The organism is Flintibacter sp., from assembly GCF_046973065.1.
The window spans coordinates 1-21,615 of the sequence record NZ_JBKVXZ010000035.1 but is presented as its reverse complement, the minus strand read 5'-3'; the positions used below and the strand labels follow the sequence as shown (position 1 = coordinate 21,615).

Below are 21,615 nucleotides of genomic sequence, written 5' to 3'. Positions count from 1 at the left end.
CGTCCGATTGGACGGGCCCTTTTTTATGGGTTTTTACTTCAGCTGGAAGGAGTCGCACTCGGTGCCCTTGCAGCTGGTGGGGTTGCCCTCACAGCAGCCCACGCGGATCTGGTTGAGAGAGCAGGCGTTCTGGGGGGAATGGTGGACACAGCTGTCCACGGTGCAGTGAATGTGATTGTTGTTCTGATCCATTGTTATAAAACCTCCTCACAGTGGATGAGGTTAGTATGCACTCTTTTCCGCGGGTTATTCCTGAGGGTTGGAAGTTTCGTCCTCGGGCAGCACCTGGGGGATAAAGTTGCGGGCAAACCAGCCCTTGCCCCGGCTCTTTACGTAAAAATAGCCCAGAATGGAAAAGACCACCGCGCCGATGAAGTTGACCCACAGGTCCTTCATGGTGTCCAGGATGCCGATATCCAGATAGCCTCCCACACCCAGAGGGATCTGCTCATCCCCGCACACCACGATCACATCGGTAATGCCCTTGATGGCCACCGGGGTGTTGCCGCCGGTGGGGTCCAGGTTCACTGAGGCGATAACGTTCACCACCGTGTCCTTCTGCATGTCCAGCAGGAAGAACTGGTCCATGGTACACTCAAAAAACTCCCACAGCACGCCGATGGTCATGGAGAAGCAGAAGGCCACGATGGCCATGTACACCGGAGAGAGGGACAGAGAGACCCGCTTGTGGCGGTTGCACATATCCACCAGGGAGAAGCCGATGGCGGCGCACAGGAAGCCGTTGATGGTGTGCAGCATGGTGTCCCAGTAGGCGAAGGTGGTGTAAAAGGCCCGGATCTCGCCCAAAATTTCCGCGGCGAAGATAAACAGCAAAATAATGATCTCCAACGCGTTGGGCAGGTCAATTTGCAGGCTCTTTTCAAAAATGGTGGGCAGCAGAAAGAGAATCAGCGTCAGTATACACAGAAAGACGTTTTCAAAGTTGCCGTTGAAGAACTGTGCCACCATTACCAGAATCACCAGCAGCCGCAGCACGATGTACACTGCGGCCACCACACTCTTTTTTCGCAGGGTGCGGTGGGCGGAGACCAAAAAGTTGGATTTTTTCTTGCGTCCCATGATGGACCTCCTTGCTAACAAGCGACGAACCTTTTTCCCCGGGGCGCATAAGATGAGGAAGAGGTGAACATATATGGATCTCAAGCGCAATCAGATCACGCTCTCCCAGCTCATGGCCGACCCCAAGGCCAAGGCAGTGCTTCAGCGCCGGTTCGGCCCCTATCTCAAGCACCCCATGGCCAAGGCGGCCGGCTCTCTCACGCTGGCTCAGCTGAGCGAAATGGCGGCCGTCTATCTGCCCCAAAAGACCATTCAGGACACCATCCGGGAGCTGGGCGCCCTGTAACATTCTCTGGACCGCACTTGCGGTCCTTTTTTATTCTCCCCGGACGTAGAAGGGCATGGCGTCCTCGGTGGCGGCGTCGGCAAAGCCGGTGCCGTAGGGGATCATATCCACCGGCAGCTTGCCGAAGTGGGGCGCGGCGGCCTGGGCAATGGCCTGGAAGACCTCAGCCTGCTCGCCGGTGTGGTCCACCACGATGATATAGCGCTTCATGCCGTCCTGGCGCACCATCTCCCGCAGCCACAGGCGCTGGATCTCTTCCCGCTTCTCGGCCAGCTCGCACACCGCGTCCAGCAGCTCCTCAGGCTCCTCCTCCGGGTCGCCCACCATCACCTGGGTGTCCTTCTCCACCTGCTCCTCGGCATAGCCGCGGGCCAGCTCGGCCTTCTTCTTGGCCATGTTCTCCAGGCTCTTGCGGTCCAGGGTGAGGCTCAGGCCCAGAGGATTGATCACCATGCCGGCGGTGCGGTCGTCCTTAAGGACCATCTCGGCGTAGTTATCAAAGCGGAGCATGACCACCCGCTGCTCCTTGAGCTTGCTGAACTTGCGCAGCTCCTCCCAGTCGGTAAAGGCGGGGAAGAAGGGGCGGCCGTCCTTGGTGGTGATGAGCTGGAACTGGATGGCGGTCTTGCCCTGGAGCTGGGGAGGCACATTGCTTCCCTTGGGCACAGGAGCCAAAATCACCGGGGCCAGGAAGGATGCGTGGTGGAGCACCAGGTCCAGCACCTTACCCTGATTGAGGGGGGTATTCTCTTTGTGGAGGGTGGCCAGAGCCTCCACAAGCTGGGGGTTGGAAATCTTCTGCAGATCGATGGCAGGCTTTTTTGCTTCGGGCATAATACAGCTTCCTCCTATCCCGACCGTTCCCGGGGACTTGCCCCGGCGGCGGTCCTGGGTTATACTCAATTTGGGTCCGGCCCTCGCTTTGACCGGACGCTTATCTTATATCATACCAGAAAACGGCGGAGGAACACAAGATGCAGTATGGTAAAATCCTCCCGGCCCGCTTTCTCTCCCGGCCCAACCGCTTTGTAGCCCGGGTGGAAGCGGAGGGCGAGGAGCTTGTTTGCCACGTAAAAAATACCGGGCGCTGCCGGGAACTACTGGTACCCGGAGCCACCGTCTGGCTGGAGGAGAGCCCAAATCCGTCCCGCAAGACCAAATTTGACCTCATTGCGGTGGAGAAAGGGGACCGGCTTATCAACATGGACGCCCAGGCCCCCAACAAGGTGTTTGGGGAGTGGGCAGCGGCAGGGGGCTTCCGGGAGGGGCTGACGTCGCTGCGGCCAGAGACTACATATGGGAGTTCCCGGTTTGATTTTTACTGGGAGTCATCAAAAAGCCGAGGTTTTGTGGAGGTAAAGGGGGTCACCCTGGAGGAAGACGGCGTGGTCCGCTTCCCTGACGCCCCCACCCTGCGCGGGGTGAAGCATCTGGACGAGCTGGCGAAGGCCCGGGAGGCGGGCTACGAGGCGGCGGTGTGCTTTGTTATCCAAATGGAAAACGTGCGCTGGTTTGCCCCCAACGATGAGACCCATCCCGAGTTTGGGCAGGCCCTGCGCCGGGCGGCCCAGGCAGGGGTGGAAATCCTGGCCATGGACTGTGCCGTTACGCCCCAGTCGCTGACTATGGGAAAGTCGGTACCCATCCGATTGTGAAAACAATAAGGTGGAACAGCCAACGCTGTTCCACCTTATTGTTTACCCGCGAAAGCGGGGAGAACGCGGAAATTTATACCGGCACAGCTGTTCCTGGCAGTGGGCACACTGGAGCAGCTTGTTGGAGCCGAACCAGAACCGCTCCGGGTAGCGGCGAAACCGCACCTCCCACACCACCAGCACCACCAGCCCCAATCCCACCAGGCTCCAGGAGAACCAGTGGGGAATAAAGGCCATGGGGGTGGCCATCATCCAGGACCCCCAGGCAAAGATGCGGCAGTTGACGCAGCACCGGTTGCCCATCAAAAAGGTCTGGAAGGGGCAGAAAAACAGCACGCAGATGAGGTCGCTGAGGTAGTAAAAGGCGCACAGCAGCACCAGCTCCGCTACGCCGATGGTCCTGCGCCAGTAGAGGATTCCAAACACCAGGTTGCCCGTCAGCCACACCGCGGCTACCTTCAGCGCCCCCCGGTTCTGCTGCCGCACCGCCTCCTTGAGGGATTGGCGGGAGTAGTTGGCCACGGGCTCAAAGCGGTTGGGGTACTGCTTCATGCACCCGGCGGTCAGAGCGCTTTTGGGGTTGAGCTGGGCCAGCATGGAGCACGCCACCGCCAGCCACAGCAGCACAAGGGGTACGGTCAAGGGCTTTCCGGCGGTGAAATCCAGCCAATCCGGAGCCCACAGGAACAGGGCCGCCACAAACAGAAAGACGGCCAGTCGAAAGGTCACCGACCGCAGATACCGGACGGTCAGTTTAGTCGGTTTCGGGAGTGCTCGCACGAAAATTCCTTCTTCTCTCTCACATTTCCCGCCGCCCCTCCAGAGCCCTCATGAGGGTGGCGTCGTCGGCATACTCCAGGTGGCTGCCCACCGGGATGCCGTAGGCCAGCCGTGTCACCTTCACGCCAAAGGGACGCAGCAGCCGGGACAGGTACATAGCGGTGGCCTCCCCCTCGGTGTCGGGGTTGGTGGCCATGATGACCTCGTCCACACCCCCGGCGGACACCCGTTCCACCAGGGATTTGATATGCAGGTCGTCGGGTCCCACGTGGTTCATGGGGGAGATGACCCCGTGGAGCACGTGGTAGAGCCCCTGGTACTCCCGGGAGCGCTCCATGGCCACCACGTCCTTGGGGTCGGCCACCACGCAGATGGTGGAGGCGTCCCGCCGGGGACTGGAGCAGATGGAGCAGGGTCCCTCGCCCTGGGTCAGGTTCTGGCACACCGGGCAGCAGTGGATGGTGGATTTGGCCGTCAGGATGGCCTGGGCAAAGGCGGCCGCCTCATCCTCAGGCATGGACAGCACGTGGAAGGCCAGCCGCTGGGCCGATTTCACGCCCACACCGGGCAGCTTGGCAAACTGCTCCACCAGATTTTCCAGAGCGGGGGGGAAGTACTGCATAATAGAAAAAACCTCCTTGTCCTGTTCGAAAAAGAAAAGGACGAAAAGAACTTGGGAAAAACTTCGTTTTCCCCTAAATCAACCCATTTATACGCGAAGAGCGGCAATGGCGGCGGGGATGTCCTCCTTGCCGTACACGGCGGAGCCGGCCACCAGCACGTTGGCGCCCGCCTCCACCACCAGGGGCGCGGTCTTGGGGGCGATGCCGCCGTCCACCTCCAGCTCACAGGCCGGGTTGTACTTCTCAATAATGGCGCGCACCTGGCGGATGGTGTCCAGCTGGGACTCCATAAAGGCCTGGCCGCCGAAGCCGGGCTCCACCGTCATCACCAGCACCATGTCCAGCTCCTCGATGTAGGGCAGGATGGCATTGGCCGAGGTGATGGGCCGCAGGGCCACCGCCTTCTTCACGCCGCACTCACCCATGACCTTGAGAGCCTCGGCGATGCGGGTGGGGTGGTCGGCCTCCAGATGGATGGACAGCAGGTCGGCCCCCGCCTTGGCAAAGTCCTCGATGTAGCGCAGGGGCTTGTCGATCATCAGGTGCACATCCAGGAACATGTCGGTGCACTTGCGGATGGACTTGACCACCGGGACGCCGATGGTGATGTTGGGCACAAAGCAGCCGTCCATCACGTCCACGTGGAGGTAATCGGCGGAGGACACCTTTTTAATGTCCCGTTCCAGGTTGACAAAATCGGCGGAGAGAATAGAGGGGGCGATCTTGATCATGACGATTCCTCACTTTCAAATACTGGCGGGACCGGACAGGAACCCGCTGCATAGGATGACAGGCGGAGAGGGAGGGCGGCCGTCCTCCCGGGGCGCCGCCGGGCTGCTATACTCGCCCCAGGCCGTGCCCACGGCCCCACTGCCGGACCTCCCCGGCCCGGCGGCCCGCCGCTTTTGAATACCCGCCCGATGGGACCTTGTGTCCCGTCGGGCGGCCTCGCGCTTTCTTGAAAAGAAAGCGCGGCAAAGAACTTTGTGCAAAGCTTCGCTTTGCCTCTGGGGATGCCGCCCTGCGGGGCCGCCGATGACAGACCAGCTACCACGGCTTTGCCGCACCAGGCGGTGTGCGTTAGAAGGGAAATCTTTTACATTTTCGTGGAAGTAGGGCCCAGTGGGCCGAGAGTAGAACGGGAACAGATCTTGATTTTGCCCGCCGGGAACATACATAAACCCGAAGGGGCACGCTCCCGTAAACGGGGGTCCGGGGGGCGACGCCTATGAACACCGGCGCAAGCCAGGTGTTCATCGAAGGAGCCCCCCGGCGGCGTTTTGCCTACTTTGCCGCCGCGGGCAAAGTAGGACGCCCCGCAGGGCGGAACCCTTCTTTAATTATAGAAGTCAGCAGTATCTACTTCCTTCACCTGATACCCCGCCTGAACCAAATGATCCAGAATCTGCTTCTTGTGGTCCTGACCAAAGGCCTCCAGGGTCACCTTCAGCTCCACACCGTTCTGCCGGTTGATGTTGACAAACTGGTTGTGCTCCAGCTTGATGATGTTGCCGTTGTCCTGGGCCAGCAGGCCGGACACCCGCATCAGCTCACCGGGACGGTCGGGCAGCAGGACGGAGAAGGTGAAGATGCGGCCCCGGTTGATGAGTCCGTGCTGCACCAGAGAGGCCATGGTAATGACGTCCATGTTGCCGCCGGAGAGGACGGACACCACGTTCAGGCCCTTGCCCTGGATGCGCTTGAGGGCTGCCACGGTGAGCAGGCCGGCGTTTTCCACCACCATCTTGTGCTTTTCCATGATATCCAGGAAGGCGTCCACCAGCTCGGTGTCGGGAATGGTGATGATGTGGTCCACGTTGTTCTGTACATAGGGGAAGACCAGATCGCCCGGGGTCTTCACCGCTACGCCGTCGGCAATGGTGTTGGCGGTGGGCAGGGTAACCACGTGGCCCGCCTCCAGGCTGGCCTTCATGGAGGCCGCACCTTCCGGCTCCACACCGATGACGGTGACGTTGGGATTTAAGAGCTTGGCCAGGGTGGACACACCGGCGGCCAGTCCGCCGCCGCCGATGGGCACCAGGATCACATCCACATCGGGCAGGTCCTGGAAGATCTCATAGGCGATGGTGCCCTGTCCGGTGGCCACGCCCAGATCGTTGAAGGGGTGGACATAGGTGAGGCCCTTCTCCTCGGCCAGCTGGGCAGCCAGGGCGGCGGCCTCGTCAAAGACCTCCCCGTGGAGGATGACCTGAGCCCCGTAGTCCTTGGTGTTGTTTACCTTCACCAGGGGGGTAGTGGTGGGCATAACAATGGTGGCGGGCACGCCGGCCGCCTGGGCGGCGTAGGCCAGACCCTGGGCGTGGTTGCCCGCGGAGGCGGTGATGAGCCCCCGCTCCTTCTCCTCCTGGGAGAGGGTGCTGATTTTATAGTAGGCGCCGCGGATTTTGTAGGCACCGGTCACCTGCATATTTTCCGGTTTTAAATACACATTGTGCCCCGTGGACTTGGACAGGGCGGTAGAGTGGATCAGGCTGGTGTCCCGGATGACGCCGCGCAGGACGGATCGGGCTGCTTTGAATTGTTCCAGGGTGAGCATATTTGGTCTCCTTTACTGCCCCAAGGGCCTCGCCGGGGCGCGGTCCGGGAATTTTATATTTGCAATCATATCGAAAATGTGGAATAAAGTCAATGGAGGGGTAAAATACCACCGAAACTTTCCCTTCTCTTTTTCCGGGAAATCCCTACGGGTCGGGGCAAATCCCTTGACACCTCCAGCCCCCTAAGGGTACAATGGGCACCATAAGAACCCCTATTTTTCCCCGTGCTATGGAGGAATTGTACAATGGCAAAACATGTAAAACGCTCCACGATCCCCATTTATCTGGTGGGTGTGGTTTGGCTGGTATTCGGCCTCTTCCTGTCTCTGAGCCAGCCCATGGACTATGTGCTGTGCGCGGTGATCTCCATTGCCGCCTTTGTGGTGGGCAAGGCCATCTTCCCGGACAAGCACTACCAGATGCCCGGCCAGGCAGAGGAGAAAAAGGAAGAGAAGAAAGAGGAGAAGAAGCCCGAGGCTCCCAAATCCACCGGCAACCCGGAGATCGACAACCTCATCAAGGAGCGGGAGCGGGCGCTGAGTGAGATGCGCCGCCTCAACGACAGCATCGAGGACGAGACCATCTCCGCCCAGATCGACCATCTGGAGGAGGTCACCTCCAAAATCATCGATCAGGTCATCAAGGAGCCCGCCAAGCTGCCCCAGATCCGCCGCTTCCTGGACTACTATCTGCCCACCACCCTGAAAATCCTTAACGCTTATGACCGCATGGACGCCATGGGAGTGTCCGGCGACAACATCGACTCCACCAAACAGCGGGTGGAGCGGATGATGGGCACTATCGTCCAGGCCTTTGACAAGCAGCTGGACGCCCTGTTCGGCGCCGAGGCCATGGACATCTCCACCGATATCACCGTCATGGAAAACCTGCTGGCCCAGGAGGGTCTGGCGGGAGAAGGCAAGAAAACCACCAAGAGCCAGGGCAGCGACGTGACCCTGGAGCTTTAAAGGAGGTCTCCCATGAAACGGTACCGTGAGTTTATGAGCCGGGGCGAGTGTCTGCTCAATGCCCTGTTGTCCTGTATCATTCCCGTGCTGCTGATCCTGTTTTGCTGGCTGGCCTGGAAGGACATTCCTTCCCCCTGCCAGGGGCTGCTGATCCTGTTGCTTGTCTTGCAGCTGGGAAGCTGCGCCTTCCACTGGTACCGTTATTTGGCTTACGATAAGAAATAATCATCTCATTTTGTTCATATTGAGGAGGAACCTGTCATGAGTGATGAACTGAACCTGACCCCCGAGTTGACCTTAGATCCCTCCGGCACCGCCGCCCAGGCCGCTGCCGCTCCCGAACTGACCCTGGAGCCTACCGCCGCCCAGGCGGCCCCCGAGCTCACCTTGGAGCCCACTGCACCCCAGGCTCCCCAGCCTGACGCTGCCGCCATCCAGGCCCAGCGGGACGCCAACGCCGTCAAGCTGGACGAGTCCATGCTCAGCGACGCCGAGAAAAAGATGGTGGACGAGTTTGCCAAGAAGATCGACGTCACCGACTCCAACCTGGTGCTCCAGTACGGCGCCGCCGCCCAGAAGAACATCGCCGCCTTCTCGGAAAACGCCCTGAACAGCGTGAAGACCAAGGACCTTGGCGAGGTGGGCCAGGCTCTGTCCGACCTGGTGGTGGAGCTGAAGGGCTTTGGCGAGGAGGAAGAGGAGAAGAAGGGTATCTTCGGCTTCTTCCAGAAGAAGCGCAAGGACCTGGAGGCCCTGAAGGCCAGCTATGCCAAGGCCGAGGTCAACGTGGACAAGATCGTCCGGGCGCTGGAGTCCCATCAGGTGGTGCTCATGAAGGACATCGCCATGCTGGACCAGATGTATGAGCTGAACACCAAGTATTACAAAGAGCTCACCATGTATATCATCGCGGGCAAAAAGCGCCTGAACTACCTGCGCACCAACGACCTGGAGCAGCTCAAGCAGAAGGCCGCCGCCTCCGGCAGCCAGGAGGACGCCCAAGCCTACAACGACTTTGCCAACCTGTGCAACCGTTTTGAGAAGAAGATCCACGACCTGGAGCTCACCCGCATGATCTCTGTGCAGATGGGCCCCCAGACCCGGCTGCTGCAAAATAACGACACCCTCATGCTGGAAAAAATCCAGTCCTCTCTGGTGAACACCATCCCCCTGTGGAAGAGCCAGATGGTGCTGGCCCTGGGCCTGGAGCACTCCCGCCAGGCTACGGCCGCCCAGTCCGCCGTCACCAACATGACCAACCAGCTGCTGCAGAAGAACGCGGACATGCTGAAAATGGGCACCATCGACGCCGCCCGGGAGGCCGAGAAGTCCATCGTGGACATCCAGACCCTCCAGCACACCAACAATCAGCTTATCTCCACCCTGGATGAGGTCATGAAGATCCAGACCGAGGGCAGCCAGAAGCGCAAGGAGGCCGAGGCCGAGCTGGGCCGCATCGAGGGCGAGCTGAAGCAGAAGCTGTTGGAGCTTCGTGGTTAATCCAATTCCCTCACAATCGGCAATCGGCACAGCGGAAAGGAACCGACTATGAAACTTTTCCAGAAAACTTCGGTGGCAGTGGCGCTGACCATTATTATGATCGCCGCCGCCATCGGCATCGGCCAGTGGCGCGCCGCCAGCGCCGACCCGGTGGAGGAAACAGCCCAGTCTACCGGACTGGATTCCTCCCTGTCCACGGCGGCCTACACCAAGTGGATCGATGACCAGGCAAACGTACTCACCGACCAGCAGGAGGAGCAGATCTGTCTCTTCAACGCCAACTGGGTCAAGCGGTATGACAGCCTCATCGCCGTGGCCACCCGCACCTCCATTGACGGCAACATCGACGACTACGCCTACGACCTGGGCGTCCAGATCGAGCTGGCTGCCGCCGACGGCATCCTGGTTATCAACACCAGCAACGGCGAGTGCTACCTGGCGGTAGGTTCCGACTACCCCATGACCGACAGCCAGGTATCCTCCTACATGGATCAGTACCTCTATGAGGACGCCATGGCGGGCAAGTTCGGCGACGGCGTGGTCAAGCTGTTCACCGGCGTCAATGAATTCTACGTGGACCAGTACGGCCTGGGCTATCTCAGCAAAGGCAGCTCGTCCTACAACAGCAGAACTGACACCATCATAAGCGTGATCGCTCTGGTGGTCATCCTGGTGGTGATCGCCTCCATTCTGGACTCCCTGCGCTACACCAGCTACCGTCAGCGGTATTACGGGGTAGTCAATCCCCCCTATGTATTCCGGCCCATCCTGTTCTGGCACGGTCCCGGCTATGGCTGGTACCAGCGGCGCTGGCGGCGGCCTCCGCCTCCTCCCCCCGGAGGTCCGGGCGGACCGGGCGGTCCCGGCGGCTTTAACGGCTTCCATGGCCCCAGCGGCGGCTCCTCCCGGGGCGGCGGGTTCTCCAGCGGTCCCCGCGGCGGCGGCTTTGGCAGCCGTGGCGGCGGCTTTGGCAGCCGTGGCGGCGGGTTCTCCGGCGGCCGCGGCGGCGGCTTCGGCGGCAGCCGTGGCGGTGGATTTTCCGGCGGCCGCGGCGGCGGATTTGGCCGCTGATCCCCACAAATGCACAATGTTTGCGGCTCTCCCACTTGGGGAGAGCCGCTTTTTTGCTGCTTTGGGACATACACGGCCCGGTCGGTTCATAGAGTGAGGAAGAACAAACGATTTTCAGGAGTGTGATCCGCCATGAAACAGACCTCCCCCGACGTAAACCGTATTCTTCTTCACGGCCGGGCCGCCCAGCCCCCCGCTCTGTCCCACCACAACCACGACGTGGATTTTTTTACCGTCCCCGTGCTGGTCAGCCGCCTGTCCGGCGCCGCCGACCAGGTGAACGCGGTGATCTCCCGCCCTCTGCTGGAACAGCACGGCTGGCTGGAGCGGGGGGATGAGCTGACGGTAAGGGGAGAGGTGCGCACCTTCAACAACCGTACCGGGGTGGGCAGCCGCCTGGTCATCAGCGTCTTTGTCCGGGAACTGCTGCTGGAGCAGGGGGAGGACCAGAACCGTCTGGTGTGTACCGGCACCCTGTGTAAGCCTCCCAGTCTGCGCTGCACCCCTCTGGGCCGCACCATCTGCGACATGATCCTGGCGGTGAACCGGCGCTACGGCCGCTCCGACTATCTGCCCTGCATCGCCTGGGGCAGTCTGGCCTATCAGTGCGGCCAGATGGAGGTGGGGGAGAAGCTGGGGCTGGAGGGACGGCTCCAGAGCCGGGTGTACACAAAAAATTTAGGCGACCGCTGTGAGGAGCGCACCGCCTACGAGGTGTCGGTGATGAACCTGCTGCCTCCCCAGCAATCAGCCTGTCCGCCGGTGTTGGAGCAGTGCGTTTTTTAACCGATGGAAAGCCATGGAAAAACAACAAAATCAGGAAACGTCTTTTCCGCATAGCCAGGCTGGTTTGGGCAAAGATAGATGCGGATGTTCCATCCGAATCAAACATCCACAACAAACAGACAGAAAAAAAGGAGAGACGAATCATGTCCAGTAACAAGAGTACTATGGTCCCCAACGCCCGCGAAGCCATGAACAAGTTCAAGATGGAGGCTGCCAGCGAGGTAGGCGTGAACCTGAAGCAGGGCTACAACGGCGACCTGACCAGCAAGCAGGCCGGTTCTGTGGGCGGCCAGATGGTCAAGAAGATGATCGAGTCCTATGAGAACGGCATGAAGTAAGAACCTCCATCCAAAGAATAGAGGGGCGGGACGGTTGTCCCGCCCCCCATTCTATTCTCTTGCAAAAGGAAGCGGTCCATGCAGCTCCAGACCCAATTGCGCCGCCGCTTCCAGGAATCGTTGCCAATTTTGTTTATCTTTTACATAGCGGTCTCAAGTTCGTTCGGCTATTTTATACAAAAGAGAAAAAGCAGGCAGGGAATGGAAGTTCCCCTTTACAATATCACATTAGCGTGCTAAAATGTGAAAGTAACAGGGGGGCTCCCCCTCTCTTTCTCACTTCAATGTTTGGGAGGATACATACTATGAAAAAGTTCTTGTCTCTTGCTCTGGCTCTGACCCTGTGCACAAGCCTGGCCGCCTGCTCCAGCGGCGGCAATACCTCCGGCAGTAGCTCCGGCTCTGACAATACCAGCGGTTCCGGCTCTGGCAGCTCCAGCCAGACCCAGACCAGCGATATGCAGTATGTGAAGGACAAGGGCACCCTGGTGGTGGGTATCACCTACTTTGCCCCCATGGACTACAAAGAGGAAGGCAGCGACGAGTGGATTGGCTTTGACGCCGACATGGCCAAGGCCTTTGCCGAGAGCCTGGGTGTCAATGTGGAGTTCCAGGAGATCACCTGGGATTACAAGGTGGAGGAGCTCAACTCCAAGGCCATCGACTGCGTGTGGAACGGCATGACCCTCAGCGACGACGTCATGGCCGCTATGGGCACCTCCGTTCCCTACTGCACCAACTACCAGACCCTGATTTATCCCGCCGACAAGGCCGCTGACTTCGAGGGTCTCACCTCTCTGGAGGGCCTGAACATCGCCGTGGAGTCCGGCTCCGCCGGTGAGGACGCCGCCCTGGCTCTGGGCGCCACCACTGTTCCCGTCCAGGCTCAGTCCAACGCTCTGATGGAGGTCTCCGCGGGCACTTCTGACGCCGCCGTCATCGACGTGCTGATGGCCGCCGAGATGACCGGCGAGGGCACCAGCTATGCCGACCTGGTTTACAGCCTCAACCTCAACGACGCCCAGGGTCTGGAGTCTGAGGAGTACGGCGTAGGTTTCCGCCAGGGCTCCGACCTGGTAGACGCCTTCAATACCTTCTGGGCTGAGAAGGTGGCCGACGGAACCGTGCTGGAGACTGCCACCACCTACGGTCTCCAGGATGCTGTGATCCTGGAGTGATTCCTTCCCCATAGTCATACCTGAGGCAGAGCGCGTCTTATGCGCGCTCTGCCTTTCGGCGGCTTTTGCCCCACCATCATCACCCGGAGAGGACGATACCATGATCGAATTTTTCACCTCCAGCACGTTCCAAACTGTGCTTGCGGCGCTGAACAGCGGCTTTCTCAAGACGCTGCAGCTGTTCTTTATCACCCTCATCGGAGCCCTGCCCCTGGGCCTTATCATCAGCTTCGGTTCCATGAACCGCTGGGCGCCGCTGGGGTTCCTCCGGAAGCCCGGCATGTCTCCCCTGCTCAACTGGCTGCTGGGGCTGCAGCCCATCAGCCTGGTATGCCGGCTGTTGGTGTGGATCATCCGTGGCACCCCCCTGGTGCTGCAGATCATTGCCCTGTTCTACGTACCCGGTATGCAGAAGTGGTTCAGCTGGCCCAGCGGAGAGTCAGGCCGGATGCTGGCCGTGTGCGTGGCCTTTATCATTAACTACGCCTGCTACTTCTCCGAGATCTACCGGGGCGGTATCCAGGGCGTTCCCAAGGGCCAGCAGGAGGCGGGCCAGGTGCTGGGCATGACCAAGCTCCAGATCTTCCGCCACATTACCCTGCTGCAGATGATCAAGCGCATCGTCCCTCCCATGTCCAACGAGATCATTACCCTGGTAAAGGATACCTCTCTGGCCCGGGTCATTGCTTTGCAGGAAGTCATCTGGATGGGCGAGTCTTTCATGAAGGGCAACTCCGGCATCGCCGGCCTGGTGTGGCCCCTGTTCTTTACCGCTGTGTACTACCTGATCTTCAGCGGCGTGGTCACGTTGTTGCTGGGCCAGCTGGAGAAGAAAATGGAATTCTTTCAGTGATGAGGAGGACCGAATATGGCAATTTTGGACGTATGCAATATTGAAAAGCATTTCGGTCCCACCCGGGTATTGGAGGACATCAGCTTCTCTCTGGAGCAGGGACAGGCCCTGGCCATCATCGGCTCCTCCGGCTCCGGCAAGACCACCCTGCTGCGCTGCCTCAACTTTTTGGAGACACCCAACCAGGGGACCATATCTGTCAATGGCTCGGTACTTTTTGATGCCAGCGATCCTACGACTCAGCGGGAAACCGAGATACGGAAAAAGCGCCTCCACTTTGGTCTGGTGTTCCAGTCCTTCAACCTGTTTCCCCAGTACACGGCGCTGCAAAATGTTACCCTGGCCAAAGAGCTGCTCAGCCAGGAACTGCCGGAATATAAGCAGAACAAGAAGGCCATTCTGGAGGAGATCCAGGCTGAGGGCCGGGAGCTGCTGGCCAAAATGGGCCTGAGTGACCGGGCCGACCACTACCCCAGTCAGCTCTCCGGCGGACAGCAGCAGCGTGTGGCCATCGCCCGCGCCCTGGCCCTGAAGCCCGACATCCTGTGCTTTGACGAGCCCACCTCGGCCCTGGACCCGGAGCTCACCGGGGAGGTATTGAAAGTGATTCGCTCCTTGGCCGAGCAGAAGACCACCATGATTATCGTCACCCACGAGATGGCCTTTGCCCGGGACGTGGCCGACGAGGTTATGTTTATGGACGGCGGCGTCATCGTGGAGAAGGGACCGGCCCGGCAGGTCATCGAGCATCCCCGGGAGGAGCGCACCCGCCAGTTCCTGTCCCGCTACGCCGAGAATTGACGTACTTTTCTTGAAAGAAAAGTACGCAAAAGAACTTTCTGGGAAACTTCGTTTCCCCTCTGTGACTGTAAGCAACCTGTTTGTGGGAGCGATGTTCTGCGTCGCTCCCACTTTTTTTGTTCTGTAGGGGCCGATGTCCCCATCGGCCTGTTATGCTTTCCCGCACCCCATAGGGGCGGATATCATCCGCCCGCATTTCCCGCCGGAAAGAAAAAAGCAGGTGGATTTTTGGCGGAACGTGCCGTATCATATGTTTAAGAAAAGAAAATGGAGGGGTTCTCATGCGCAGACTCTGGTATCACGGCAAGGTGGACACCATGGTTCCCGGCAAAGACCGGCAGCAGGCCATCGGCCTGGAGGACGGCGCCGTCGTCTTTGTGGGCAGCGACCGGGACGCCCTGGCACTCCCCTGGGACGAGAAAACCGACCTGGAGGGCCGCCAGGTGCTCCCCGGTTTCCACGACACCCACATGCACCTGCTGCTCTACGCTCTGTTTCAGGACAGCCTGCCCCTGGCAGGGGTCCCTTCCATCCAAGAGATGATCCGCCGCGGGCGGGACAAGCTGGCCCAGACGGGGGCCTCTTATCTGCTGGGTATGGGCTGGAACCAAGAGACTCTGGCCGAGGAGCGCATGCCCACCCGGGCCGACCTGGATCAGATTTCCCGGGAAGTTCCGGTATGTCTGCTGCGCTGCTGCGCCCATGTGGCAGCCTGCAACACCCCCATGCTGGAGCGGCTGAAAACTCTTACCGGGGTGGAGGAGTCTGTTCTGGAAAAGGTGGACTTTGAGCAGGGCCTGCTGCGGGAGGAGGCCATGCGCCTCTACATGCAGGTGGTACCGCCTCTCTCCGATGAAGAGGTCAAGGCCCTCATTCGGCGGGGCCAGGCCGACGCCAACGCCAAGGGCCTCACCTGCGTCCACTCCGACGACCTTCAGATGCTTCCCGGTATGGACCCGGTGCGTCTGGTCCGCTTGTTCCGGGAGATGGAACAGGACGGGGAATTGACGCTGCGGGTATACGAGCAGTGTCTGCTTGCTCCGTCGGATTTTGAGCGTTTTCTGTCGGTCCGGTCGGATCCCCAGGACCGGGAAAGTCTCTTCCGCACCGGGCCGAGGAAACTCCTCCAGGACGGCTCCCTGGGCGCCCGCACCGCCCTGCTCCGGGAGGGGTATCAGGACGACCCGGAGTGGAAGGGCATGGCCATCTACACGCCCAGCGAGCTGGAACAGCTGGTGGAGGCCGCCCACACAGCCCGGATGGACGTGGCCGTCCACGTTATCGGGGACGGGGCTTTGGAGCAGCTGTGCCAGGCGGTGGAAGCGGTCCAGGCCCGGGACCCCTGGCCTCAGGCCCGCCACGGGGCAGTCCATGCCCAGATCACCGACGCCGCTCTGCTGGCACGGATGAAGGCCCTGGGCCTTCAGGCCTACATCCAGCCCATTTTTATTGAAGAGGACATGGGCATCATCACCCAGCGGATGGGAGAGAAGCGCGCCCGGGATTGCTACAACTGGCGCTCCATGCTGGAGCTGGGACTGGCCGTGAGCGGCGGCTCCGACTGCCCGGTGGAACCCTTTGATGTGCTGGACAACCTCCGCGCCGCCGTCACCCGCCAGGACCGGGCAGGGGAGCGCACCTACCTGCCGGAGCAGGCCCTCTCTCTGGAGGAGGGACTAAGCCTGTTTACCTCCCGGGCGGCCTGGGCGAGCCGGGACGAGGATGTTCGTGGGCGGCTGATGCCCGGGATGCAGGGGGATCTGGTGATTCTGGATGGGGATTTGTTTGCGGTTTCTCCCCAGGAGCTGCCGAAGGTTCCTGTTTTTGAGACGGTTTTGGCGGGAAAGACTGTTTTTGCACAAAGATAATTTCTTTTATGAAGAAGGGTTCCGCCCTGAGGGGCGTGGGGAACGGTGTTACTTTGCCCGCGGCGGCAAAGTAACCAAAACGCCGCCGGGGGACGGTTCCGGTGAGCGCCTATGCGCAGCGGGCGCTCACAGTCACCTTGTCCCTACCCCCTCTGGCCCTTCGGGCCATCTCCCCCTGACAGGGGGAGTCGGCCCCCGGACCCCCTGTTACGGGAGCGTGTCCCTTTGGGTTTTTCGTATCTTCCGGCGGTCTAAGTTTTGACCGTGCCTCCCTCTACTCCCGGGCCTTAGGCCCTTTTGCCATCAAAATATGTGAGGGGTTGCTTCTATCATACACCGCCTGGTGCCTGCCTACCTGTTTGGTGCGGCGGTAGTCGGGTGGATGCCCCGCAACTGCCCGGCTGCCACAGTTATGCCGGAGTAGGCGGTGTCCGTACAGCGCGAACACCTTAAATTTCCATCTGGTAGGGCCTAAGGCCCGGGGCAAGAAGAACGCAAGGTCTTGTGTTCGGAGCCGCCGGACGCAAATGCCAAATCCTCAGGATGGCGTCCCCCGTAAACGGGGGTCCAGGGGGTGTGGTGACTATGAACACCCGCCTGCGGCGAGGTGTTCGTCGGAGCCACACCCCTTGGCGCATCTTTGGTTACTTTCTGTGCGAGCAGAAAGTAACACTCGTTCCTCAAAGCAAAAAACCGCAGCCGGTTTGCTCCGACTGCGGTTTTGCTTTTAAACAGAATGATTACAGCCCATTTACCACAAAATTAGGCCGCTTGCCCTCCTGGATGAGCTTCACATTGTTCCACATATTGTTGTGCGCCCGGCGGAAGGAACCACCGGTGTTGCCGCCTAGGTGGGGGGAGTAGATCGCCCGGTCCGCGATCTCCGCGGGCAGGTCCACCAGGGGGTGGTCGGCGGGGGTGGGCTCGGGGGCCAGGGTGTCCATAGCAATGCCGCCGATGCGGCCATCCATAAGGCCCTGGCGCACGGCCAGATTATCCACCAGGTCGCCCCGGGCGGTATTTACCAGGATAATGCCCGGCTTCATCTTGGAGACCAGATCGGCGTTTACCATGTTCTGGGTCTGATCGTTGACAGCGCAGTGGAGGGAGAGGATGTCGCAGGCGGCGGCCAGCTCCTCCAGGGGCAGGTATTCCACCCCAAAGTCGGCCTCCACCTCGGGGGAACGGCGGTGGAGACTGTAATAGTACATCTTACAGCCGAAGGGCTTGAGACGCCGGGCGGTGGCCTGAGCAATGTCGCCGAAGCCCACCAGGCCCACGGTCTGCTCACCCAGCTCCGGGCTGCCCGAGGCCATCACTGCCTCTTTCATCTTCACTTGGAGACCCGCCTTCACCGCGTTGTGGCCGGTGATGCCGTGGCGCAGGGCCATGAGCATGAGCATGACGGTATGTTCGGCCACGGAGTCGGCGTTGCAGCCCTTGTTGTTGCACACGAAGATCCCCTTTTCCCGGGCCGCCTCCAGGTCGATGCGGTTGAAGGCCACGCCCTCCGACTGGATGAGCTTCAGGTTGGGCAGCAGGTCAATGATCTCCCGGCCCACGTCCACAATGGGGTCGTCAAAGAGCACCTGGGCGTCCGGGTTTTCCGCCGCCGCTTGGCGGGGCGACTGGTCCAGAGTGCAGAATACCAGCTCTGCTCCCAGCTGGGCGGCAAAGTCGGGCATATAGGCGTCATAGCGGGCCTTGGGGCCGTACACAAGGATCTTCAAAGGGGTTCCTCCTTTTATATTTATACATGGGAATCCGCCCACAGGGCGGTTTTCTTCTGTTTCATTATATCAGCCTCCACTTTTTGGGGCAAGGCCGTCTCTCCAAAATTAGCACTCTCGTATCTAGAGTGCTAGAATTTACAATTTAGACACAATGTTTGCAAGAACTGTTCATAATTGGGCACTATACTAAAGTCAAAGTTCAGAAGGGCCCGGGAGCAAATACAAACCGCTCCCCATTGGGCCGAAAGGAGTTTTGATTATGTATAGCATGATTCCCTTTGGACGTATGAGCAACAGCTTTAACGACCTGTTTGATGAATTTGAGCGTTCCATGTTCCCCGCCAGCCAGCGCCAGCTGCCCGCCTTCCGCACCGACATCCAGGACAAGGGCGACCACTACCTGCTGGAGGCTGATCTGCCCGGCTTTAATAAGGGCGACATCGACCTGCACCTGCAGGACGGCGTTCTCACCATCACCGCCAAGCACCAGGAGACCTCCGAAAAGAAGGAGGAGGGCAAGTACCTGTGCCGGGAGCGCCGCTGCGGCAGCTACCAGCGCTCCTTTGACGTCTCCGGCATCCAGGAGGAAAACATCACCGCCGCCTATGATAACGGCGTGCTGAAGCTGACCCTGCCCAAGCAGGGCGAGGTGATCCCCCAGAGCCGGAAGATCGCCATCGAGTAACAGCGACTCTCTGAAAGGGCGGGTAAATTACCCGCCCTTTTTTCAAACTTTCTCTTGCATTTTTCAAAAACTTGGTCTATCATTCACTTAGCACTTAGTTTATAAGAGTGCCAATTTTTCAAAACATCAAACCCCATGAAAAGGAGGGTTTCTTACTATGAATATGAATCAGTTTACCCAGAAGTCTCTGGCCGCCATCCAGGGGGCTCAGGACATCGCCCAGGCCCACGGCAACCAGCAGATCGAGCAGGAGCACCTGCTGTTGGCTCTGGTCAGCGACGAGCAGGGCTTTATTCCCCAGCTGCTCACCGCCATGGGTATGACGGTGCCTAGCTTCCAGGCGGCCGCCGCCGACCTGGTGAACAAGCTGCCCAAGGTGTCCGGCGGCAGCCGGGAGGCCGACAAGGTGTACGTGGCCCAGGACGTGGACCGCGCCCTCACCGCCGCCCAGGAGCAGGCCTCCGCCATGAAGGACGAGTATATCTCCGTGGAGCATCTGCTCCTCGGTCTGATGGAGCGGCCCAACTCCAACTTGAAGGAGCTGTTCCGCACCTATAACGTGACCAAAGAGAAGGTCATGCAGGCCCTGGCCAGCGTCCGTGGCAACCAGCGTGTCACCTCCGACAACCCGGAGGAGACCTACGACGCCCTGAAAAAGTACGGCACCGACCTGGTGGACCGTGCCCGCCAGAACAAGCTGGACCCTGTCATCGGCCGTGACGACGAAATCCGTAACGTCATCCGGATTCTGAGCCGGAAGAGCAAAAATAACCCCGTCCTCATCGGCGAGCCCGGCGTGGGCAAGACCGCCATCGCCGAGGGCCTGGCCCAGCGGATCGTCAAGGGCGATGTGCCCGCCAGCCTGAAGGACAAGACCATCTTCTCCCTGGATATGGGCTCCCTCATTGCAGGCGCCAAATACCGGGGCGAATTTGAGGAGCGGCTGAAGGCCGTTTTGAATGAGATCAAAAAGAGCGAGGGCCGCATCATTCTCTTCATCGACGAGCTGCACACCATTGTGGGTGCCGGCAAGACTGAAGGCTCCATGGACGCAGGCAACCTGCTCAAGCCCATGCTGGCCCGCGGCGAGCTGCACTGCATCGGTGCCACCACCCTCAACGAGTACCGCCAGTATATTGAGAAGGACGCCGCTCTGGAGCGCCGGTTCCAGCCCGTTATGGTCAATGAGCCCAGTGTGGAGGATGCCATTGCCATTCTCCGTGGCCTGAAAGAGCGCTACGAGGTCTACCACGGCGTAAAGATCACCGACGGCGCCATCATTGCCGCCGCTACCCTCAGCAACCGCTATATCACCGACCGGTTCCTCCCCGATAAGGCCATCGACCTGGTGGATGAGGCCTGCGCCATGATCCGCACCGAGATGGACTCCATGCCCACCGAGCTGGATATCATCCAGCGCAAGATCATCCAGCATGAGATCGAGGAGGCCGCTCTGAAAAAGGAGACCGACAAGATCTCCCAGGAGCATCTGGCGGAGATCCAGAAGGAACTCTCCGATATGCGGGAGGAGTTTAACGCCAAGAAGGCCCAGTGGGACAACGAGAAGAACGCCATCGGCAAGGTCCAGAAGCTCCGCGAGGAGTTGGAGGCCGCCAACGCCCAGTTGGAGAAGGCCCAGCGGGAGTACGACCTGAACAAGGCCGCCGAGCTCCAGTACGGCAAGATCCCCGAGCTGAAAAAGGCCCTGGAGGCGGAGGAGCAGATTGCCAACGAGGGCAAGCAGCGCTCTCTGCTCCGAGATAAGGTCACCGAGGAGGAGATCGCCCGCATCATCGAGCGTTGGACCGGCATCCCCGTGGCCCGCCTGATGGAGGGCGAGCGGGAGAAGCTGCTGCACCTGGAGGACATCCTCCACCAGCGTGTGGTGGGCCAAGACGAGGCCGTGCGCCTTGTCAGCGAGGCCATCCTGCGCAGCCGCGCCGGCATCGCCGACCCCAACAAGCCCATCGGCTCCTTCCTGTTCCTGGGTCCCACCGGCGTCGGCAAGACCGAGCTGGCCAAGACCCTGGCCGAGGCTCTGTTCGATAGCGAGAAGAACCTGGTGCGTATCGACATGTCCGAGTACATGGAGAAGTTCTCCGTCTCTCGTCTGATCGGTGCACCTCCGGGATATGTAGGCTACGAGGAGGGTGGCCAGCTCACCGAGGCGGTACGCCGGAAGCCTTACAGCGTCATCCTCTTTGATGAGGTGGAGAAGGCCCACCCCGATGTGTTCAACATCCTGCTGCAGGTGCTGGACGACGGCCGCATCACCGACAGCCAGGGCCGTACCGTGGACTTTAAGAACACCATTATCATCCTGACCTCTAACCTGGGCAGCCAGTTCCTGCTGGACGGCATTGGTGCGGACGGTGAGATTTCCCAGGAGGCCCGGGATCAGGTGAATGAGCTTCTGAAGCGCTCTTTCCGGCCTGAGTTCCTCAATCGTCTGGACGAAATCGTCTTCTACAAGCCTCTGACCAAGGACAACGTGACTCACATCATCGACCTGATGGTGGCCGACATCAACCGCCGCCTCAGCGACAAGCAGCTCACGGTGGAGCTCACCCCCGCCGCCAAGGACTTCATCATCGACAGTGCCTATGATCCCATCTACGGCGCCCGGCCTCTGCGCCGGTATCTCCAGCACACCGTGGAGACCCTCATCAGCCGGAAGATCATCGCCGATCAGGTGGAGAGCGGTCAGCGCCTGACCGTGGACTACCGGGACGGCGAGCTGGTGGTGGATGGCCGCGAAGTTCTCTCCGGCGAGGTCATCGACCTGTAACCTACTTTTCCCGCTTTCTTGAAAGAAAGCTTGGCAAAGAACTTTGTGCGAAACTTCGTTTCGC

General features: G+C 60.1%; 22 protein-coding genes. 14 read left to right on the top strand and 8 right to left on the bottom strand.

Features of this window, described 5'->3' with window-relative positions:
* Positions 1 to 33: 33 nt before the first annotated feature.
* Both ACLTXB_RS12450 and ACLTXB_RS12445 read right to left on the bottom strand, forming a co-directional pair.
* Complete coding sequence (locus ACLTXB_RS12450) at positions 34 to 192, bottom strand: DUF1540 domain-containing protein (protein ID WP_428227235.1); 159 nt, start codon at positions 190 to 192, stop codon at positions 34 to 36.
* A gap of 54 nt (positions 193 to 246) precedes the next feature.
* Positions 247 to 1,080, bottom strand: a complete 834-nt coding sequence (locus tag ACLTXB_RS12445) for a hypothetical protein (protein WP_428227234.1) — start codon at positions 1,078 to 1,080, stop codon at positions 247 to 249.
* Between the two features lie 73 nt (positions 1,081 to 1,153).
* Here ACLTXB_RS12445 and ACLTXB_RS12440 point away from each other — a divergent pair, with 73 nt between their 5' ends.
* Complete coding sequence (locus ACLTXB_RS12440; RefSeq protein ID WP_008982417.1) at positions 1,154 to 1,366, top strand: hypothetical protein; 213 nt, start codon at positions 1,154 to 1,156, stop codon at positions 1,364 to 1,366.
* Between the two features lie 30 nt (positions 1,367 to 1,396).
* Here ACLTXB_RS12440 and ACLTXB_RS12435 read toward each other — a convergent pair whose 3' ends face one another.
* Positions 1,397 to 2,200 carry an enhanced serine sensitivity protein SseB C-terminal domain-containing protein gene (locus tag ACLTXB_RS12435; RefSeq protein WP_428227233.1) on the bottom strand — a complete coding sequence of 268 codons (804 nt, stop codon included), beginning with the start codon at positions 2,198 to 2,200 and terminating at the stop codon, positions 1,397 to 1,399.
* 140 nt (positions 2,201 to 2,340) lie between these two features.
* Between ACLTXB_RS12435 and sfsA the strand changes: the two genes are divergently transcribed.
* A complete protein-coding gene (gene sfsA, locus ACLTXB_RS12430; protein ID WP_428227232.1) occupies positions 2,341 to 3,021 on the top strand; it encodes a DNA/RNA nuclease SfsA in 681 nt (226 codons plus the stop codon).
* Positions 3,022 to 3,063: 42 nt separating this feature from the next.
* Here sfsA and ACLTXB_RS12425 read toward each other — a convergent pair whose 3' ends face one another.
* The 4 genes from ACLTXB_RS12425 to ilvA form a co-directional block, all read right to left on the bottom strand.
* Positions 3,064 to 3,801, bottom strand: coding sequence for a hypothetical protein (locus ACLTXB_RS12425; protein WP_428227231.1), 738 nt, complete (start codon positions 3,799 to 3,801; stop codon positions 3,064 to 3,066).
* A gap of 19 nt (positions 3,802 to 3,820) precedes the next feature.
* Positions 3,821 to 4,423, bottom strand: coding sequence for a recombination mediator RecR (recR, locus tag ACLTXB_RS12420; RefSeq protein ID WP_008982413.1), 603 nt, complete (start codon positions 4,421 to 4,423; stop codon positions 3,821 to 3,823).
* An 87-nt stretch (positions 4,424 to 4,510) separates the two neighbouring features.
* Positions 4,511 to 5,155 (bottom strand): ribulose-phosphate 3-epimerase, encoded by a 645-nt coding sequence (rpe, locus tag ACLTXB_RS12415; RefSeq protein WP_302668744.1) that lies wholly within the window; start codon positions 5,153 to 5,155, stop codon positions 4,511 to 4,513.
* A gap of 605 nt (positions 5,156 to 5,760) precedes the next feature.
* Positions 5,761 to 6,981, bottom strand: coding sequence for a threonine ammonia-lyase (ilvA, locus tag ACLTXB_RS12410; protein ID WP_008982410.1), 1,221 nt, complete (start codon positions 6,979 to 6,981; stop codon positions 5,761 to 5,763).
* A 246-nt stretch (positions 6,982 to 7,227) separates the two neighbouring features.
* Here ilvA and ACLTXB_RS12405 point away from each other — a divergent pair, with 246 nt between their 5' ends.
* The 10 genes from ACLTXB_RS12405 to ACLTXB_RS12360 all read left to right on the top strand — a co-directional run bounded on the left by ACLTXB_RS12405 (position 7,228) and on the right by ACLTXB_RS12360 (position 16,345).
* Positions 7,228 to 7,950 carry a 5-bromo-4-chloroindolyl phosphate hydrolysis family protein gene (locus tag ACLTXB_RS12405; RefSeq protein WP_235396452.1) on the top strand — a complete coding sequence of 241 codons (723 nt, stop codon included), beginning with the start codon at positions 7,228 to 7,230 and terminating at the stop codon, positions 7,948 to 7,950.
* A gap of 12 nt (positions 7,951 to 7,962) precedes the next feature.
* Entirely contained in the window at positions 7,963 to 8,175 is a 213-nt protein-coding gene (locus ACLTXB_RS12400) for a hypothetical protein (RefSeq protein WP_325207707.1), read from the top strand.
* 36 nt (positions 8,176 to 8,211) lie between these two features.
* A complete protein-coding gene (locus ACLTXB_RS12395; protein WP_428227230.1) occupies positions 8,212 to 9,450 on the top strand; it encodes a toxic anion resistance protein in 1,239 nt (412 codons plus the stop codon).
* A 48-nt stretch (positions 9,451 to 9,498) separates the two neighbouring features.
* Positions 9,499 to 10,521 carry a TPM domain-containing protein gene (locus ACLTXB_RS12390; protein WP_428227229.1) on the top strand — a complete coding sequence of 341 codons (1,023 nt, stop codon included), beginning with the start codon at positions 9,499 to 9,501 and terminating at the stop codon, positions 10,519 to 10,521.
* Positions 10,522 to 10,653: 132 nt separating this feature from the next.
* Positions 10,654 to 11,307, top strand: coding sequence for a single-stranded DNA-binding protein (locus ACLTXB_RS12385; RefSeq protein ID WP_008982404.1), 654 nt, complete (start codon positions 10,654 to 10,656; stop codon positions 11,305 to 11,307).
* Positions 11,308 to 11,450: 143 nt separating this feature from the next.
* Positions 11,451 to 11,645 (top strand): alpha/beta-type small acid-soluble spore protein, encoded by a 195-nt coding sequence (locus ACLTXB_RS12380; RefSeq protein WP_008982403.1) that lies wholly within the window; start codon positions 11,451 to 11,453, stop codon positions 11,643 to 11,645.
* Between the two features lie 305 nt (positions 11,646 to 11,950).
* Positions 11,951 to 12,823, top strand: a complete 873-nt coding sequence (locus tag ACLTXB_RS12375; protein WP_428227228.1) for a transporter substrate-binding domain-containing protein — start codon at positions 11,951 to 11,953, stop codon at positions 12,821 to 12,823.
* Positions 12,824 to 12,923: 100 nt separating this feature from the next.
* Positions 12,924 to 13,676 carry an amino acid ABC transporter permease gene (locus tag ACLTXB_RS12370; RefSeq protein WP_110442422.1) on the top strand — a complete coding sequence of 251 codons (753 nt, stop codon included), beginning with the start codon at positions 12,924 to 12,926 and terminating at the stop codon, positions 13,674 to 13,676.
* A gap of 15 nt (positions 13,677 to 13,691) precedes the next feature.
* Positions 13,692 to 14,477: an amino acid ABC transporter ATP-binding protein gene (locus tag ACLTXB_RS12365; protein ID WP_428227227.1), complete on the top strand. Its 786-nt coding sequence runs from the start codon at positions 13,692 to 13,694 to the stop codon at positions 14,475 to 14,477.
* 281 nt (positions 14,478 to 14,758) lie between these two features.
* Positions 14,759 to 16,345 (top strand): amidohydrolase, encoded by a 1,587-nt coding sequence (locus ACLTXB_RS12360; protein WP_428227226.1) that lies wholly within the window; start codon positions 14,759 to 14,761, stop codon positions 16,343 to 16,345.
* A 740-nt stretch (positions 16,346 to 17,085) separates the two neighbouring features.
* On the opposite strand, the gene ACLTXB_RS12355 is transcribed toward ACLTXB_RS12360, so the two are convergent.
* On the bottom strand, positions 17,086 to 18,075 hold the full coding sequence (locus ACLTXB_RS12355; RefSeq protein WP_428227225.1) for a 2-hydroxyacid dehydrogenase: 990 nt from the start codon (positions 18,073 to 18,075) through the stop codon (positions 17,086 to 17,088).
* Positions 18,076 to 18,337: 262 nt separating this feature from the next.
* On the opposite strand from ACLTXB_RS12355, the gene ACLTXB_RS12350 reads away from it, so the two are divergent.
* Positions 18,338 to 18,763: an Hsp20/alpha crystallin family protein gene (locus ACLTXB_RS12350; RefSeq protein ID WP_020989992.1), complete on the top strand. Its 426-nt coding sequence runs from the start codon at positions 18,338 to 18,340 to the stop codon at positions 18,761 to 18,763.
* A 157-nt stretch (positions 18,764 to 18,920) separates the two neighbouring features.
* Positions 18,921 to 21,551 carry an ATP-dependent chaperone ClpB gene (gene clpB / locus ACLTXB_RS12345; RefSeq protein WP_428227224.1) on the top strand — a complete coding sequence of 877 codons (2,631 nt, stop codon included), beginning with the start codon at positions 18,921 to 18,923 and terminating at the stop codon, positions 21,549 to 21,551.
* The last annotated feature ends 64 nt before the right edge of the window (positions 21,552 to 21,615 follow it).